18 protein-coding genes and 1 pseudogene are annotated in these 18,413 nt (G+C 42.1%); 14 read left to right on the top strand and 5 right to left on the bottom strand.

All coding sequences use genetic code 11. The features are described 5' to 3' along the window. Both WBA23_RS02325 and ytxJ read left to right on the top strand, forming a co-directional pair. Nucleotides 1-181, top strand: a pseudogene (locus WBA23_RS02325) (hypothetical protein); the annotation flags it as partial. Between the two features lie 4 nt (nt 182-185). Then, the gene (ytxJ, locus tag WBA23_RS02320) at nt 186-539 is read left to right on the top strand and encodes a bacillithiol system redox-active protein YtxJ (protein ID WP_424580630.1); all 354 of its coding nucleotides are present in this window, start codon (nt 186-188) and stop codon (nt 537-539) included. Here the strand turns inward: ytxJ and WBA23_RS02315 are convergent, their stop codons facing one another. Then, entirely contained in the window at nt 540-944 is a 405-nt protein-coding gene (locus WBA23_RS02315) for an OsmC family protein (RefSeq protein WP_424580629.1), read from the bottom strand. Between the two features lie 56 nt (nt 945-1,000). Between WBA23_RS02315 and WBA23_RS02310 the strand changes: the two genes are divergently transcribed. The 12 genes from WBA23_RS02310 to WBA23_RS02255 all read left to right on the top strand — a co-directional run bounded on the left by WBA23_RS02310 (nt 1,001) and on the right by WBA23_RS02255 (nt 11,215). After that, complete coding sequence (locus WBA23_RS02310; protein ID WP_424580628.1) at nt 1,001-1,744, top strand: hypothetical protein; 744 nt, start codon at nt 1,001-1,003, stop codon at nt 1,742-1,744. 97 nt (nt 1,745-1,841) lie between these two features. Beyond that, nucleotides 1,842-2,723 (top strand): lipoyl synthase, encoded by an 882-nt coding sequence (lipA, locus tag WBA23_RS02305; protein ID WP_424580626.1) that lies wholly within the window; start codon nt 1,842-1,844, stop codon nt 2,721-2,723. A gap of 19 nt (nt 2,724-2,742) precedes the next feature. Beyond that, the gene (locus WBA23_RS02300) at nt 2,743-3,405 is read left to right on the top strand and encodes a carotenoid biosynthesis protein (RefSeq protein WP_424580625.1); all 663 of its coding nucleotides are present in this window, start codon (nt 2,743-2,745) and stop codon (nt 3,403-3,405) included. Between the two features lie 45 nt (nt 3,406-3,450). Next, nucleotides 3,451-3,921 (top strand): sterol desaturase family protein, encoded by a 471-nt coding sequence (locus WBA23_RS02295; protein WP_424580624.1) that lies wholly within the window; start codon nt 3,451-3,453, stop codon nt 3,919-3,921. 11 nt (nt 3,922-3,932) lie between these two features. Further along, nucleotides 3,933-4,832, top strand: coding sequence for a MerR family transcriptional regulator (locus tag WBA23_RS02290; RefSeq protein ID WP_424580623.1), 900 nt, complete (start codon nt 3,933-3,935; stop codon nt 4,830-4,832). A 420-nt stretch (nt 4,833-5,252) separates the two neighbouring features. Beyond that, nucleotides 5,253-5,765 (top strand): RNA polymerase sigma factor, encoded by a 513-nt coding sequence (locus WBA23_RS02285; protein WP_424580622.1) that lies wholly within the window; start codon nt 5,253-5,255, stop codon nt 5,763-5,765. After that, on the top strand, nt 5,765-7,252 hold the full coding sequence (locus tag WBA23_RS02280; RefSeq protein ID WP_424580621.1) for a phytoene desaturase family protein: 1,488 nt from the start codon (nt 5,765-5,767) through the stop codon (nt 7,250-7,252). The genes WBA23_RS02285 and WBA23_RS02280 overlap by 1 nt, the downstream gene beginning before the upstream one ends. A gap of 26 nt (nt 7,253-7,278) precedes the next feature. After that, on the top strand, nt 7,279-8,112 hold the full coding sequence (locus tag WBA23_RS02275) for a phytoene/squalene synthase family protein (protein ID WP_424580620.1): 834 nt from the start codon (nt 7,279-7,281) through the stop codon (nt 8,110-8,112). Between the two features lie 29 nt (nt 8,113-8,141). Then, nucleotides 8,142-8,987, top strand: a complete 846-nt coding sequence (locus WBA23_RS02270; RefSeq protein WP_424580619.1) for a 4-hydroxy-3-methylbut-2-enyl diphosphate reductase — start codon at nt 8,142-8,144, stop codon at nt 8,985-8,987. A gap of 24 nt (nt 8,988-9,011) precedes the next feature. Next, complete coding sequence (locus WBA23_RS02265; RefSeq protein WP_424580618.1) at nt 9,012-9,692, top strand: fatty acid desaturase; 681 nt, start codon at nt 9,012-9,014, stop codon at nt 9,690-9,692. A gap of 72 nt (nt 9,693-9,764) precedes the next feature. Further along, nucleotides 9,765-10,364, top strand: coding sequence for a hypothetical protein (locus WBA23_RS02260; protein ID WP_424580617.1), 600 nt, complete (start codon nt 9,765-9,767; stop codon nt 10,362-10,364). Further along, nucleotides 10,361-11,215, top strand: coding sequence for a hypothetical protein (locus tag WBA23_RS02255; protein WP_424580616.1), 855 nt, complete (start codon nt 10,361-10,363; stop codon nt 11,213-11,215). The genes WBA23_RS02260 and WBA23_RS02255 overlap by 4 nt, the downstream gene beginning before the upstream one ends. 13 nt (nt 11,216-11,228) lie before the next feature. Here the strand turns inward: WBA23_RS02255 and WBA23_RS02250 are convergent, their stop codons facing one another. The 4 genes from WBA23_RS02250 to WBA23_RS02235 form a co-directional block, all read right to left on the bottom strand. Then, the gene (locus WBA23_RS02250; protein WP_424580615.1) at nt 11,229-11,429 is read right to left on the bottom strand and encodes a hypothetical protein; all 201 of its coding nucleotides are present in this window, start codon (nt 11,427-11,429) and stop codon (nt 11,229-11,231) included. A 450-nt stretch (nt 11,430-11,879) separates the two neighbouring features. Then, a complete protein-coding gene (locus tag WBA23_RS02245; RefSeq protein ID WP_424580631.1) occupies nt 11,880-15,323 on the bottom strand; it encodes a HEAT repeat domain-containing protein in 3,444 nt (1,147 codons plus the stop codon). A gap of 373 nt (nt 15,324-15,696) precedes the next feature. Further along, on the bottom strand, nt 15,697-16,698 hold the full coding sequence (locus WBA23_RS02240; protein ID WP_424580614.1) for a hypothetical protein: 1,002 nt from the start codon (nt 16,696-16,698) through the stop codon (nt 15,697-15,699). Between the two features lie 94 nt (nt 16,699-16,792). Then, a partial coding sequence (locus WBA23_RS02235; protein WP_424580613.1) for a DUF6909 family protein occupies nt 16,793-18,413 on the bottom strand: 1,621 nt, incomplete at its 5' end.

Raw genomic sequence — 18,413 nt, 5'->3', positions numbered from 1 at the left:
CCCTAGTGTGGATTACCTGATGGCACGCAAGAAAAGCTCGTACCACAAAAAAGAGAATTACCGCAAACGAAGAATCTGGCTATCTCAAATCTTTAAATCTAAGGATCAGCCTAAACATTTGAAAGAGAATACCCGTAAGCCAAGATACGACAAAAAAGAAGCGGAAATCTGGAATTACTAAACTTATGGAATGGAAACCACTTACCACCCCGGAACAGATAGAAAAAATTAAACAAGACTCTCAACAGCATCCGGTAATTATCTACAAACACAGTACTCGTTGCGGAATTAGCAGTATGGTGCTTAGCCGCCTGGAACGCGCTTGGAACTCCAGCGAAATACCCACGGCTGACGTCTATTTTTTAGATTTAATTCGTAACCGAGATATTTCCCAAGCAGTAGCTGCAACTTTTAATGTACAGCACGAATCGCCTCAGGTTTTAGTGATTAATCAAGGGCAATGTGTGTACGATGCATCACATACTATGGTATCGTATCCTAAAATTAAAGAGCAAGTACTGGATCTAGCTAATTCTTAATTAAAAGTCAAAGGAAACATCTTGCTCAATAGATGGGTTAATACTCAAAGCTACTGGGCAGGTTCGTGCTGCTTCTTGCAGCATAGTAATTTGCTCGGGAGTAGCATTGGTGCTTTTTAATTTTAAATTAACCTGAATCTTTGATATTTGGCGGGGATCAGATGACATAAACTTAGTGACATCAGCCTCTAAGCCTTCTAGTTTTATTTGATGTTTACGTGCTCTAATACCAATAATTGTTATCATGCAACTACTAAGAGCCGCACAAATTAAGTCGGTAGGAGAAAAGGCTTCTCCTTTACCGTGGTTGTCGGTGGGAGCATCCGTAATAATACGATTAGACGATTTTAGGTGAATGTCTTCAGTACGAAGTTCGCCCAAATAAGAAGATTTTATGTGCGGCATACTAAATTGATAATTTTTACTTTGTACATTTATAGGCTAACGATACTATCTGGCATATGAGCAGGAAAATTACCAAAAATCTCTTTAGCTTCATACTCCTTATATCCCTTTTTGGGCTTTTTCAGGTGGCTAAGGCTCAAGAGCGAGGCGCCTATGATTATAGTCGCGAGTATATTTGGGGCATTAGCAAAAATACTAACTCCGGACTCATTGCTGGCATTGCAGGTAAATTTAGCCGAGTTATCAATGACAATCAATTCCAATCGTTTGGATTAGAGATTGTTAATGTAAAGCATCCTAAAGAACTACGGCGCACTTCACGGGTTAGTGGTAACACTTTTTTGTTAGGCAAAACTAACTACCTTTTTTCAGTGCGGCCTCAATACGGTCGCGAGTGGGTAGTATTTAAGAAGGCTCCCCAGCAGGGTGTTCAGGTTAATGCTATTTTAGCCGGAGGCCCTACCTTCGGAGTGCTTATGCCCTACTATATTCAGTACGCTGAGAGTAGTAACCGGGTGATTACTGTTGCTTATGATCCAGAACGATATCCAGAACCTAGTCGAATTGTAGGCTCTGGCCCGTTTCTCCGTGGTATCGGTGAATCCCAGATTAAAATCGGTGCTAATATAAAAGCCTCTCTAGCCTTTGAGTTCGGAACTTTTAAAAACGATGTTACCGGTTTTGAAGCCGGATTTCAGCTTGAAGCCTTTACTGAAAGAATCGAATTAGTACCCCTAGCCAATAATCGCCAAATTTTTCCTTCCGCTTTTATTATGCTCTTCTACGGAGGGCGGAAGTAATAACACCAACTCTAAGTTATTTCAGGGAATCAATCACTTAACTCTACTGTTCAGATAGAGTAGATTTTAGAATAATACCATTTGTTTTTACCTTCCTATGATTGAATTACCGGTAATTTCTGAAGAAAATACCCAGCGTACTCGCAAGCCTAATTGGCTACGAGTGAAGCTTCCGGTGGGAAAAGAATATGCTCGAGTACGTAAATTGGTTGACCAATACAAATTACATACGATTTGTGAAAGTGGTAGCTGCCCCAACATGGGTGAGTGTTGGGGAGCAGGTACAGCTACTTTTATGATTTTAGGTAATGTTTGTACCCGAAGCTGTACTTTTTGTGCGGTTGCTACCGGACGGCCCCCAGAGTATGATACCGATGAACCTCGTCGAGTGGCTGAAGCTATCAAATTAATGGAGGTGAAGCACGCGGTAATTACCTCAGTTAATCGCGATGAATTAAAAGATCGTGGTGCCGAAATTTGGTACCAGACCGTGCAATTGGTGAAAGAACTTTCTCCCACTACCACTATTGAAACGTTAATTCCTGATGTGAAAGGCAATTGGGAAGCACTGTATCGTATGATTGATGCCGGACAAGAAGTTGTCTCACATAATGTGGAAACTGTAGAGCGGCTATACCGCCGGGTGCGCCCACAAGCAAAATATCAGCGTAGTTTGGATCAAATTAAATTAACTAAAGAAGCTAATAAACGAACCAAATCGGGCGTGATGTTGGGATTGGGTGAGACCGATGATGAGGTCTATAAAGTTATGGACGATTTAGTAGCTCACGGTCTGGATATTTTAACGTTAGGTCAATATCTGCAACCTACAAAAATGCATATTGAAGTGGCTGAATTTATTCATCCTGATAAATTTGAGCATTTTAAAGAGGAAGGATTAGCTCGAGGGTTAAAGTACGTTGAATCAGGTCCATTAGTACGCTCGTCTTATCACGCCGAACGCCACGTTCACGTATAGTACACCGATCTTATTTCTCTTGAATCCGTCTATTGTAGCCAAAACAAAACAGCTTACTAAAACCTGGCAATTTGCCGCTGGCTTTCTACTAGTAACTCATTTAGCGGGTATTATTGGTCTGGCATGGTCGTTTACTCGTCCTTACTTTCAGTGGGCTACGCCGATTAATTTATTGGTATCAGTTATCCTATTACTGCTTTTTCATCGTCACTGGAATCGAGCATTTATATTTTTTCTAGCATTCACGTTTATATTGGGGGTAGGAATAGAAATAATTGGAGTGCATTCCGAAGTAGTTTTTGGTACTTACCAATACGGAGATACGCTAGGGTTCAAAGTTTTGGGAGTGCCTTTGGTTATTGGAATCAACTGGTTTATCCTCTCTTACTGTACCGGTATTATTTGCTCTTCGCTTTCGTTTGGCCCGCTAATCAAAAGTTTATTTGCAACAGTAATGATGGTTGCACTAGATTTTTTCATTGAGCCAGTAGCCATTTCCTTCGATTTCTGGCATTGGGAAGATGAAGCAGTTCCGCTGAGAAATTACTTAGGTTGGTTGGCAGTTGCCTGGGTTATACAGTTATTTTTTGTTTATCTTCCTTTCTCTAAGAAGAACCCAGTGGCGAATTATCTTTTTATAGCCCAGGTAGTCTTTTTTTTAATTTTGAGTAGTATTGTTTAATCTTGTGAACTTATAGTTGCGTAAAAGGTTAACAAAAAAAACAATATGCTGGAGATTGGTCTGGTTATTTTAGGCTTCTTGGGTATGGAAATTTTCTCGTGGGCTTTCCATAAGTATCTCATGCATGGTGTACTTTGGTCTATTCATAAGACGCATCATCAAAAACAATTGGGTCATTTTGAGCTAAATGACTTATTTTCTGTTTTCTTTGGTAGTATTGCTATAATTCTTATCGTTTTTGGTTCAGGAGACTTTGATTATCGTTTTTGGATAGGATGCGGGATTACACTATATGGTCTTGTTTACTTTATCCTGCACGATATTTTAATCCATCGCCGGGCTATAAAATGGAAACGCCCCGCTGATTACTATCTTGATGGCATCACGCGCGCTCATCGCGCCCACCATCAATCTAACCAACGAGATGATTCAGTTTCTTTCGGGCTATTGTTAGTACCACGCCGCTATTTTAAACAACGTAAAGACAAGACTCGAACCTATATCAATAATCATTAAGTGAGCAACCTGTGAGCCATTATTCAATTAAAGACATTGAGCAACTGTCGGGCATTAAAGCCCACACCCTACGCATTTGGGAGCAACGTTATCAATTCATTCTTCCTAAACGTACTGATACTAATATTCGCTACTACGATAATGATGATCTGAAACTTGTACTCAATATAGCTCTGCTAAAAGACAACGGTCATAAGATATCTAAGATCGCACGTATGAGCCATGAGCAAATGCGGAATGAGGTTCTTAACCTTACCGAAAAAAACTTGCGATATCCCGATCAAATCAATACGCTCATCTTGGCCATGGTTGATTTAGACGAAGATCGGTTCGAAAAAATTATGGCTACTAACATTCTCAAGTTAGGTTTTGAGAGCACCATGATTAATGTAGTGTACCCCTTTCTTTCTAAGATTGGCATTCTTTGGCAAACCGGAGCAATCAACCCAGCTCAAGAGCATTTTATTACTAACTTAATTCGTCAGAAACTTATAGTAGCTATTGATGGGCAGTATGTGAATACAAAAGATGATACTAACAAGTATCTTCTTTATTTGCCAGAAGGTGAGTTACACGAAATTACTCTCTTATTTATTTGCTATCTTATTAAAGCTCGTCAGCAGAAGGTAGTCTATTTTGGGCAGAATCTTCCGTTTGCCGATTTAGAAGCTATCTATACTATACACCGGCCTAGTTATATACTTACGATCATTACTACTAGTCCTTCTGCATCAGAAGTACAAAAATATGTTGATCGTCTTTCTACCACATTTCCAGATTCACAAATATTACTTAGTGGTTATCAAATTATTGGACAGGATGTAACTACTTCAGATAATGCCCACGTTTTTACCCGCATTGAGCATTTTATTTCATTTGTTGAGGAGAATAGACTAGAGCAAACTGCGTAGTTCTATTCATTTTTTTTAACTAATCCCCCTCTGATGCTCTCCTGCGTGGTTTAGCGAACGTAAGGTTAAACAGTTTTAACTAGTTTCCGTATAGCCTACTGTTATCCTGTATTGATTTCTATTGTATCAATATTTTTAACTGGATACCTATCGTTTTTAGAATAAAGACAATTGCCCTTACTATTTCTCATTTATTTTGTATAACTTACACCGAAAGCAGGATAAACAAAATGTCAATGAAGTTAAAAATTGTTTTATTACAACTTCATATATATTTTTTTATAATTTCTGCGTCAATAAGCTAAAAACGTATTTTTTTATTTTTTTTGTTTAATAATTAATAGGAATAGATAAACATTTTTCGCTATTATTGTTTAATTGTTTATCCGCATTTTTTAACAAACCCTAAAGGTTACTTTTATGACTGCACTAGAATTCAGCTATTCGCTAGACAAAATGTCTAAATCTCTCAAGCCTTTCGCATTGAAATTAACGAAAGACATGGAAGAGGCTAACGATCTACTTCAAGAAACTATTCTTAAAGCATTTACTAACCGAGACAAGTTTACGGATGGTACCAACCTCAAGGCTTGGTTGTACACTATCATGAAGAATACCTTCATTACAAATTACCAGCGTATGGTACGCCGAAATACCTTTATAGATACTACTGAAAATCTGCATTACATCAACAGCACCAGTAATATCACTGAAAATCTGGCTTACGCTAGTTTTACAATGAAAGATATTACCCGGGCTATTGCTAAGCTAGATGATGCTTATAAAACCCCGTTCATGATGCACTACCGGGGCTTTAAGTACCACGAAATAGCTGATCGTTTAAATATTCCTATCGGTACAGTAAAGAATCGTATTCACATTGCTCGGAAAGAACTGAAAGCTGTACTTAAAAATTATTCAGTTAAAGATTAATGCCAAAAAGCGTTGTAGTAATAGGCGCAGGTTTTTCGGGGCTTTCTGCCGCAACTCATCTGGCGCAGGCCGGATTTGATGTAACCGTTGTTGAAAAACACAACATTGCGGGTGGCAGAGCTCGATTTTTTCATGAACAAGGATTTACTTTTGACATGGGGCCCAGTTGGTACTGGATGCCCGATGTCTTCGATCGATACTTTGCTTCCTTTAACAAGCAAGTAGCTGATTATTATGATTTAGTTCGTCTCGATCCTTCTTATCGAGTGGTCTTTGATAAAGATGATTTTCTGGACCTACCTGCTTCTCTTAACGAACTTAAAGATCTATTTGAATCCCTTGAAACTGGCAGTAGTCACATGCTTGATAAGTTTTTAGAGCAGGCTGCTTACAAATACGGTGTAGGTATGAACAATTTGGTGTATAAACCTAGCCGTTCACTTACTGAGTTTGTTAGTGCACAGTTACTCTACGACATTCTTCGCATGGATGTCTTTAAATCATTCCATAAGCATATCCGGTCATTCTTCACCAACGACCAGATTATTCGCATAATGGAATTTCCTATACTCCTTTTAGGCGCACTACCTCAAAACACCCCCGCACTGTACAGCCTAATGAATTACGCCGACATTCAACTGGGTACCTGGTATCCGATGGGTGGAATGCATAAAATTATAGCAGGAATGCAGCGGCTGGCTGAAGAATTAGGAGTAAAATTTGAGTTCGGTCAAAACGTAGAAGCTTTCGCTTTTGAGGGTGAGCACATCACTGAAGTTATTACCAAAAATAAAATATTCACATCAGACTTGGTAGTGGGTAGTGCTGACTATAACTTCATAGAAAGAAAGTTATTGCCCCCCTCCTACCGCAGCTATAGCAATACTTATTGGGATCAACGAGCAATGGCTCCCTCTTCGCTATTGTATTATTTAGGTGTTAATAAGAAAGTTAACAACCTGCAGCATCACAACCTGTTTTTTGATCAGGATTTTGCACCGCACGCGGAAGCCATATATAGCGATCCAAAGTGGCCGGATAATCCATTGTTTTACGTTTCGGTTACCTCCAAAACCGATTCATCCGTTGCTCCCGAAGGACAGGAAAACATTTTTATATTAATACCAGTCGCTCCTGATCTAGAGGATAATCCTGAAATTAGAGAGCATTACTACAATCTGGTTATGGACCGCCTGGAATCATTAACCGGACAGTCAATTCGTGATGCAGTAGTGGTAAAACGAAGTTACGCCCACCAAGATTTTGTACAAGATTATAATGCTTTTAAGGGCAATGCGTATGGGCTAGCCAATACTCTAAAGCAAACCGCAATATTAAAGCCGAGTATTAAGAGTAGTAAGCTGAAAAATTTGTATTATACAGGACAATTGACAGTGCCTGGCCCCGGTGTTCCACCTTCTCTCATCTCAGGTAAAGTAGTTGCCGCTGAGATAGCTAAAGAATATCAAGGTACTGTATATGCCTGACATATGAATCGCTCCTTTTTAAATTTATGGAACTCTTCGATTTAACTACTTTTAAGTGTAGCAAGCTCATTACCCAGCACTATAGTACCTCATTCACACTGGGTATCCGTACATTACACAAGCGATTTCACTACCCTGTTTACGCTATTTACGGATTTGTACGCTATGCCGACGAGATCGTAGACACCTTTCACCAGCATGATAAAACGACGTTGCTCAATCGTTTTGAGCAAGAGACCTACCAAGCCATTGAAGAGAAAATTAGCCTTAACCCGGTGTTACATTCTTTCCAGCGTGTAGTTAATCAATACAACATTCCGAATGATCTTATTGCTGCTTTTTTAAGAAGTATGCGAATGGATTTGGAACAACAAACCTACGACGACCCATTGTACCATGAGTATATTTATGGCTCGGCCGAAGTTGTGGGTTTAATGTGCTTACGCGTATTTTGTGAAGGCAATGATGTGCAGTATCAATCGTTAGAGGAGCCCGCTCGTAAGTTGGGTGCAGCCTTCCAGAAGGTAAACTTCTTGCGGGATATTAAGAGTGATTACGATGAAAGGGGGCGAGTTTACTTTCCCGATGTTAATTTCAACGATTTCACACAAACGGCCAAACAGCAGATTGAACAAGATATTCAGCAAGACTTTGATGAAGCTTATCAAGGAATTATACGCTTGCCCAGTGGCTCTAAGTTAGGGGTATATTTAGCTTACGTTTATTACCTAAATTTATTCAAGAAAATTAAGCAGTGCTCAGCGGCCCGAATTGCCCAGGAACGCATCCGGATTCCTGATAATCGTAAATTAGCACTTCTAATTGGCACTTACTTTCGACATCGTTTCAACTACCTATAGTCGCTTTACTACACTTAAACCGTCCGCTGATGTTACATTTAGATGTCGATATTGACCAAAGTTCAGGATTCTGTTTCGGGGTGGTGTACGCTATTGAAATGGCCGAGGATGTTTTGGATGAGTTCGGGTCACTTTACTGCTTAGGCGATATTGTTCACAACGATGAGGAAGTTAGCCGGTTGGAAAAAAAGGGATTACGGATTATAAACCACGAGGACCTGCGCCAACTGCAGGGTGAGCGGGTACTTATTCGCGCTCACGGCGAGCCACCGCGTACGTATCAGATTGCGGCGGAGAATGATCTTGAACTGATTGATGCTTCCTGCCCCGTAGTGCTAAAACTTCAGAACCGAATAAAAAACTCTTACGATCGGCAGGAAAAAATATACATTTACGGAAAACACGGCCATGCCGAAGTGGAAGGGTTGCTAGGCCAGACGAATCAAGAAGCCGTAGTATTCCAGAATTTAGAAGAACTAAACCTATCGGAAGTACCTAAAAATTTGACGCTGTATAGCCAGACGACTAAAAGCACTGATAAGTTTTATGAAATAAAAGATACGTTAGAATCCTCTGGCATTCAGGTAAATGCTAACGATACTATCTGCCGACAAGTATCAAATCGAGACAAAGAACTAAGAAACTTTGCCGGCCAGTTTAATAAGATCTTATTTGTTTCGGGCACTAAGTCTTCAAATGGTAAAGTGCTATATCAGGTCTGCAAAAATCAAAACGAAAACACCTACTTCGTTTCTCGGAAAGAAGAAGTTGAGTCTAATTGGTTTACACCCTACGATACGGTAGGCATTTGCGGAGCAACCTCCACTCCTATGTGGCTTATGGAAGAAGTTCGAGATACGTTATTGGAGCTTTAGCCCCTATCTACACCTTTGTCTAACATGAACCGTTGGTATCAAGAAAAAGGAATCTGGATTGCCCTAGTCATTATTGGCTTATGGTTTTTATCGTTGGGATGGTTGCTCACTAGCTATTGGGTGGATTTTGCTAATCCGCTCACCTACGGACTAATGCTACTGCAAGCCCACTTGTATACTGGACTATTTATTACAGCCCACGACGCTATGCACGGTAGTGTAGCCAAGAATAGGAAATGGAATAACGCACTAGGAACCATTGCGGCGACCCTATTCGCTTATAACTCGTATAAGAAGCTCTTTCCAAAACATCATCAGCACCACCGGTTTGTAGCTACTGACCTAGACCCAGACTATCACCATGGTAGTTTTGTTCCTTGGTACATTAAGTTCGCTCGGGAGTATGTTAGTATTTGGCAGATTGTATTAATGGCAATTACCTACGAAGTGCTAATCCGCTTCTTTCCCAAACCCAATGTCATCTTATTTTATATTATCCCTTCACTACTTTCTACGTTGCAGTTGTTCTACTTCGGCACCTACTTACCCCACCGAGGTGAACCCAATAATAAGCATCAGTCCCGCAGTCAGCGCAAAAATCACCTGCTAGCGTTTGTTAGTTGTTATTTCTTTGGCTACCATTACGAACATCACAATACGCCGGGCGTACCCTGGTGGCAATTGTACAAACAAAAGGAAGTTTGATTTCTTTTGGTAAAAACTTTCCAACTATTTTCTCTTGCTCGGTGTCCATTAACGAAAGGACAAATCTAAAGTATGAGAATAGTTAAATTACCCATTCTGATAGGATTGATTATTATTTTACCCTCGTTGGTAGGAAGTTGTATTTGCGAATGTGACCCTACTGAGGTTGCGTTCAATTATCAGGAGGCTACTATTACCCTCATGGATAATTCTGGCGATTTTCTGGCACCAGCACTAACTGATACGCTTTACAGAGAAGCTGTTGCTTTCACGTTTAGTATCTCCGATACGTCGCTATTGGCTCATACCCTTTCAACCCCGAACCACAATTCATTAGGCTGGTCCACAGCGGTAGCCGTCAGCTGCGATTGCTTTGTACCGTTCGTGCCTAGTCAGCAGATTGATCAAATAATGATAAAAGAGTTACCTTCGGAACGAGAGGTTACTTCGCTGTTTGTTGCAGAAGGAACGTTCGATGAATGGTTGTATCCCTCGCTTCCTGAAGCTATCCATCGTCTAAATTCATCCGCACCCTATGACTTTCCTCAGGTTGATTTAACACTGGTGCTTACCACTCCTTCCGAGACAATGGAAGTGCAGTATACCGTAGAGGTTTTGCTATCCGACGGGCGATCCCTAACTGCAACTTCACCTACAATTTATCTGCAATGAAGCAGAAGTACGTTCTTGTTTTGCTGAGTCTTTTGCAGGTATTTATTTCACCCGCACCAGCGCAAACCCGGTTGCCGCTGGTTGAAGAATACCAAGTAGCTCTCTCGTTTGGCAACCGTTCAGTACGCCGTCTTCCTACTGCCGGTGCCTATCTAGATTTCATGAATCATCTCATCATCGATGAGCCGGACTTAGTAGCGTACCAGTACATTGGTTTGTATAGCTCACTGAAATTCAGAGACAACTGGCGGGGTGAGGTTCACGTAGCACTACTAGACTTTACTCCCTGCTTTGTACTACAATCGCAGCGTATGTTCGGAAACCTAGGGATTAACGGAGGAGTATTGGTCGTTAATCAAATCATGAATGGTTATGAGCAATACTACCGAAATAAAACCCCTGGTTTACCAACATTTGCCAATCAGAAATTCCGTACGGTGTGGGACATTGGGTACTTTTTAGGGCCTACCTATCGGATTGAACGTACTTTAGGCTTCATTCAGGTTAAAGCCAACTTGGGGTTTAGCAGCACGCAGCCTTTCTCCGAAACTTTTAGACTAGCTGTACCAAATAGCAACTTCCGGCAAGAAATTATCTATAAAACTGAGCGCGAGCATTCCTTTTTCATCTCACCCGAAATAGTAGCTGGAGTATTTATATTCAAAGGAAAAAACAGTAAGCTAGGCGTATTGGGAAGATTTGTAGGATTTCAATCCAACGTAAATATTCCTTATCAAAAGTCTGAATATACCTGGACCCAGGAAACTATTGCGGTAGAAACAGTGAAGCCTAGACGCAATCGCTACCGTCGCTTAGATTACGAGATTGGGTTAGTCATGCACCTTCAGTGAAGCGCACAAACTACTATTTGATTGTACGTTTATCTTCTTTACCAAACGCAATAATCAGAGCAATCCCGGAGAAGAACCAGAATAAAGCCATAATAACTATCCAGCTATTACCAAACATCGGCGGATAACGATCTAAGCTTAATTCTTCGAAAAGAGAAATAACTGAAAATACTAAAGCGATAAATCCAACGATTGCCATGACGATACCGGCCATTCTCATAAGTAACGGGATTATGTGAGACTACAAAGAAAAGCAACTTTGCAGCTACATACAATAGCTATCTACGAGAAAGTGTTGATAATAATAACTATTGAGTGAGAATATCACCAGTAAATCTAGAATCAACTAGCTCATTTAAGTATTGGGTACGAGCAAACTGAACGTAGTTATCTCGACAGTCACCTGTACCGTTATACATTATGCTTAGGCAAAGTCCTTGACAGTCGAATCTTCCCGGCGAGCTTGGTTCAGTAAACAATATCCTAGCTTAGGAAGTACCACAATCCCTTGCCCTAAAAGGTAACTACAAGTCCGAAGCTACATCAATTGTTACGCAGTTAGTACAACCCTTCGGAAAGCAAAATTACACTGACGAAGCATGCTACCTTTATCAATTCTGTCAATGATTCCGGTGATGTCGCTGAAAATTATCGTTTTATATGATTAGTCCGCTACAACACTAGCTTGCATCTCGTCACCGTGTAACGTAGATAAGAAGCTTACAATATCACGAATCTCTTTTTTGCTTAGGTAGCTAGTCATATTAGGCATACTGGATGGAGCGGTAGTCTGCTCTATAATCTCCGCTTTAGCAATAGCTTTATCGGGCTGATTACCAACTTTTATTATTACCTCAGTTTCGTTTTCCTCCTGCAAAATGCCACTGATCGTTTCACCATTTTCCAGCTTCAGCGTAACTACTCCGTAACCGGGAGCAATTCGGGCACTTGGGTTTACAATTGCTTCGAGAATTTGCTCCCGACTCAGGCGGTCGGCAATCCCGTTGAGACGAGGACCGGCGTTGCCGCCGTAATCATCATATGCGTGGCACTTCATGCACTGCGCGGTAGAGTGACGGAATACTAATTGCTGTCCATGCTCAGGATCGCCCCCGTACAGACAATCTTGGTAAGAAGCCATAAATGATTCCGGAGCCGCCGCTTGAATTTGCTCTAAGCGATTGTTTAACTCATCTGATTCGGTTTCCTCAATTGCTTCGGCTAGCTCAATTAAAATTTCGGGTGGGAATTTACCGTTTTCTAATTGAGTAAGCAGCTTCCCAAAAGTATCTTTGGTTTGATCTACAGGAAGCGTTCCTAAAGTTGCCATTGCCACCTGCTGCTCTTCGGCGGTACGCGAATTGGACTCAATTACATTAGTAAGTAAATAGACCATCAATTCGGGAGAAATATCCATTTTAGTCATTAAGTCTAAGCCGACTACCCGCACGCTCTTTTCAGAATCCGTCAGTGCTACTTCAATTGCCTTACCAATCTGATCATATTCCAAGCTAGATAAGGCTGTTAAAGCTTCCGCTCGTACTAAAGCACTACGGTCGTTTTTTAGTTGATCTAGTAGTTGGGTGGCCCCTTCAGAAAACCCAAGGCGACCAACAGCCCTTACTGCTTCTAGGCGAAGTCCAGCATCGTTTTGCGAAGCCAATTGGATCAGCGGCTGAAAGGCTGCATCCTGAATAGTAGCCGGTTCACGTTTCACTTCGCCCCGGTAGCGTCCATCTACCCGATCCAGTACCGATGGCTCTGACCAAGTTCCTAAAGCCGCTACGGCTTCGGCTCGTAGTGCTGTTGGATTGCTAGAGTTCAGCGCGTAATCTAGTAGATTGGTTAGGGCCTCATCGCTACCTACCCGCAGATTGGCGTTGATCGCCCGGCGTACTAAAGCTTCGTTACTAAATCGGTTCTGCTGCAATACATTGCCCAAAGCAGGTAAAGCTGCTTCAATAGAATAATCATCATTAATGGCTCGGGCGGCTTCAGTAACGATATATTCGTCTTCATCATTCAAAAACTTAGCTACTCCCGGTTCTTCCATTCGGCGCAAGGCTACTACGGCTCCTATCCGTACTGCTCGCGAAGGATGGTCAGCTAATGCTACCACTGGTTCCGCTTGTCCAATTCGAGCCATAGCCAGACTGGCGGCATGGCGGATGTAAGTGTCTTCGTCGTTATTCGTTTCCAGTAGGGTAATCAAAGGTTCAAGGGCCGGCTCGTAAGCAATGCGCCCTAAAGCCTCAGCCGCAAAGAAGCGAGTGCGATCATAGTCATCGCTTAGCATAGAAACTAGCTTGCCAGCAGCCGGGGAGTAGCGCATATCACCTAACCACTTCGCCGCCTGGGCCTGAATTTCCGGGTCAGCATCTTGTAATAGTGGAAGTAAGATTTCTGCATACGCTGAGTCTTGACGAGCCAACTGGCTAATACCCCAAATACTGTGTACCCGAGCAAGTTGATATTCAGTCTGTGCGAGCATTTGCTGAAAGACCTGAGCACCATCCTCCCCTCGCTTAGCCAGTTCAAACTGAGCTTTCTGGCGCACCCGCATATCCGGGTTCTTAAGAAGTTCTCCTAACGCCTCATCATTCTTTTCAGTAAAATCTTGCCCTATTAGCTCTTGAGTTTGCTTTCTTTCGGGCCAATCGCTGCCACTTGGGGCATCTAATTTCCAAATACGACCTTCCTCTTTAGGAGACCAGCCGTCGATCCAGTCGGCAAAGTACATAGCTCCATCGGGGCCAAAGTCCATACCGGTGGCCAGCACCCCGCCCATCACCTGTTCGGTTTCACCTAACTCAAATGTGGCTCCTTTTGGATTTAGTTTAAAAGCGTGAATGCCCGATTTGGTAGGGTTGCCCACGAAACTAGCTACAAAAAAGTGTTCTTTCCACTTAGGCCCCAGTGCGGTTCCCGGATTGTACAGAAAGCCGGTCGGGCCATTTACATAATTTTTGATAGTAGGAGTAATATAGGCTGCCTGCCCCTCAAACCGAGGTTTATACATTCCTTCATCCATCCAGACTTTGTATTCGTTATTTTTAGGATCTTTATATTTTCCAAACTGCCAGTTGATTCGCCAACCAGTATCGGAGCCATTAACTATATACACCAACCGCTCACTCTCACCTCGGTGGTCACCGTCATTATCTTGACCGATGATGTTACCGTATTTATCGAAGGTAAATTCGTGGGTATTACGCAACCCCATGGCAAAAACCTCAAAGTCACTACCATCCGGGTTCGCCCGAACGAGTACTCCCCGGTTGGGATACTTCCATTCCTTACCATCCGGTCCTTTACCGTTGAAACCTATATCGCCAATACCCCAGTAGATTTTTCCATCGGGGCCCATTTCCAAACCTGACATTCCGTGTCCTCCGAAGCCAATGTGCACTCCGTAGCCGTGCGAAATAGAAGTTTGTTCGTCGGCAATGCCATCTCCGTTTTTATCTCTGATGCGCCATAGATTAGGCGCTACACCTGCAAATAGATCATCACCATTCACTAAAACGGCACCCATTACATCGTCTATCTCATCATTAAAGCCATCGACGACCAACTGGGTTTTATCTGCTAAACCATCGCCAGAAGCATCTTCTACTCGGTAGATCTTTTCTTTTTCAATCATTAAATCTCGCCAATCGCGCGAGCCATCTTCATTTACATCGGGTAGCCACTCGTTTTGATCGCTATTCTCGGGGGCCAGTACTTTACGCAGAAAGCTACGCCGTTCTTCTACATTTTGCAGTTGAATTGATTCAATCTCCCAATCTTGATGCCCACGAATATCGAACTCCGAATGTAGCCCTCGTTGGGTTCGGGTGTAGTACACACGCCCCTGATCGTCAATATCCAATGCGATAGGATCATCTACCAGAGAATCGACCGCCCACAAACTGAGCGTAAGTCCTTCCGCTAATTCAGGGGATACCGTTGCTTCAATAGATTTTGCCAGTACAGCTACCTCCTGTTCTGAAGACATCTCTTTAATGCGTAAATCTACGGGCTCCTCATTATTACATCCGCTGAAACTGAGCGCAGAAACAATGATAGGTAATAGGAAAATTGGTTTATTCTTTCTCAAAATTGTCATGAATTTTTTCACCATGTACTTTATTTAACATTAAAGTTGAAAATACAACTTTTCTATGATAACCCTAACGTTAAGGATATGTTAATCTGAGTTATCTTTGATTATTAATTTTTTGAAATACAAAAAAAGCTGATCTAATTTAGGAATGGTTAGCAGGATACGTTTGTTGGAAAGCATTCAGTGATTGATGTTCACTGTTCAAACGGAGCCAGTGCTAAAAATTCCCTTAAGCATTGTTCGTGGGCAAACTAATAAAGCCGCCACAAGAAATCCCGTGGATAGCTTGTGGCGGCTTTAATAGCTTTTACCTTCGGTTATAAGCAAAAAGCGAGCTGCGGTTACTTCTTACCTTCTAACCATACTCGAGCAGACTTCAAGCCGCAGCATTTTGATTAGTAACTAATGTAATACGCTCCTCATATCGCTCACTTACAAAACCACTTTTCAGATAAGGTGGCAGATCCGATAGCCAAGTAGTATAGGTATCGTCACCAACTATTTGGACAATGTAGGCTTCGTGAATAAAGTTGATATAACTAACAATACCCAGCAGACATTGGTGAAACAATTCCGTATCAATATCAGCAACAACGAATCGTTCAATTTCTCGGTTAGAAGCCGATATCACCAGTCGCTGTAACAAATGAAATACGGTAGTGTAGCCGGTTTGCCAAGCCAGTTGCTGCCAATGTTCACGATTAAACCGGCGAAGTATCTCACCCGTCCGTTCAGATCGTAGAGCTGTTTTTGGGTTCCCTTGCACTCGGTTCCGAACCCGTTGAGCACGCTGGCGGTGCGTTGTACGCAAAAACTGTCGTAATTGACTCTGGACTTCTCTTTTATTTTGCGCTGGTGTTAAAGCAGGTTTAGCCCAACGCCCAGCGGGCAATCCGTATACTTTGGGATGGTGCGCCTCACCGAAAGCGTAAAATGAAATTGGCTGAGGGTAAAATTTTTGTTTTACTAGCCGTCCGGCAGCAGTTAGCACTCTGGTAGGCGCTCTATTGCTTCCATTTACACGAAGCAACGCCTTTAAGCTTTCTTCTATACTATAGTATGCCTGCGGAAAAGTCCAATGAAGTGCATGCTGCTGATAGTCTACATCACCCAAAGCAGCCGTTTGAAGAATAGTGTATTCCGTATTCCAACTGTTACTCAAATGCCGCCGAACTGAAGCCAAATCAACTTCAGTTAGCAGAGCTTTTCGCTGAGAAAAATGCGTAACTTTGGGCAACTCGTACGCTTTATCACCCTGCTTTACATGCAGATGTAGGGCGTGAAAGTAATTCAGAAAAACCTGAGCAGGAAGCGATCGTTGCCAACGCTGATAATCTTGTTCAGTCATCATCGACTGAGAATTCTCGATATCATTCATAAATTAAATATTCTTTTTATAAGAACATCTAATACCTTCAATACGTTCTTTAACGCCGACTAATTACTCAACCTATTTAAAAAATATTCTTTAATTAAGTATTTATTTTTTCTAATTTTTTATTAGATTTTTCGGTAAATATCTGCTGCAAAAAGTGAAAAGAAATTAGGTAAGTAGGCTTTACCCCTTCGATTCCCAAACTACCGGATGCTAGCGTACTTCCGGTTTCCAGTGGATTATCTGAAGCATAGTAAGCGTAGCGAAGTTTCACTTCGGGGTTAATGCTATTGCGAATTTTTGCCGCCGCCTGAATGGCTTTTTGATAGTGAGCTCCTTCCATTTCCAGCCCGATAGCCCGCCATGAAGACCGAAAGAAATACTTTAGCACTTCTTTGTTTTGTAGCGAAGTTCCCAGCACGGTGATCATCGGACCTTCAAAAACTTCCAGCCCGTGTCCGCTCAGTGCTTGAGCATCTACCTCATTCTCTAAGGGATAATTATCGGCTGTTCCTTCAAATACATGGGCCGTCGGAATCATAATATCGCCTTTGCTTCCTTCTAATATTCCTGCTTTCCCCATAATTGATACGGACTCTATTTTTAGCGGATAACTACCCTGCTCTTCATCGTAGGGTTTGAGTAGCTCATCCATACACTCGTAGGCTTGTTCTCCAAAAGCATAGTCCATTACTAGTAGTACCGGTAACTTCTCTTCGTTTGTATTTGGCCGGGAAATTCCAGGAGCGATGTGGTTAGAAGGAAGTTGAGCGATGTCAATAATTTGTACGGAAATATTGGTACCCGATTGGTCGACCACTTCGGTGAGGCCATTTTTCAGTGCAAAATTCCAGATTTTATCCGCTAGTTGCGTTTTCTTATTTTGACTGATTGCGGTAGCTAACTGCTCTATTGCTGCATAATCTGATTTTCCAAGCGCATGGTAGCCGTAAATCGTATTAACAAAACTGTGAAGATTAGCGCTGATGATATGAATTGGACGAGCAATCAGATTCTTCTCCGTAAGAATAGACTTAATATTATTAGCCCACATTTCACCGTAGACATGGTGCCCAATTCGCTCGCGCAGGGTATTGGAAAATTTAATTTCTCGGTCGTCTTTTCCCTGAGCTTCCTCAATTGATAGCTTGCCCAAATAGTACACAATGTGAAACAGACTATTGCGGGCAGAATCAGCCGCGAAGCGTTGGTAGGCTGCTTGAGTTTCTTCGTAAGTGCGGCTTAGTACGTTGGACAAATATGAATAGGCCGCTTCCAGATCACATTCTTCATCTCGCTCTTCTTGTTCTACCAGCTCGCGTAATTTGAACCAATCAGGAGTTTCCCGCCCCTTGTGATCTAGAGCATTACGGCGAATTTTTTCAGCTTCATTGTAGAGGAAAGTCAGATGAGTTAGAATGTCGTAAATATCGCTGCGCCCTCGGGTCATCTCCACATACATCTGTAGATCATCTACCCGGTAGCAGTTACGACGACGCTTCGCCGGAATGATATGCTCAAAATTTGAGCTTTCGTAACCTTCGCGTGAAATTAATTTGATATAGCGGCACTCTTCAATCCCGCGTGGTAATCGGTCAAGCACATACAGTAGCCCGTTAATTTCTACTCGCTCGGGATCATTAATCAGTCCGTAGATTTCGGGTTGCAGTACGTGTAGTGCCTGAATGAGCGATTCACCCGACACCCCCAGAGGCTTG

The organism is Tunicatimonas sp. (genome assembly GCF_049647865.1).
Lineage (GTDB): Bacteria > Bacteroidota > Bacteroidia > Cytophagales > Cyclobacteriaceae > Tunicatimonas.
Note: the sequence above shows the minus strand (reverse complement) of the source record. Positions and strands in the feature narration are given on the sequence as shown.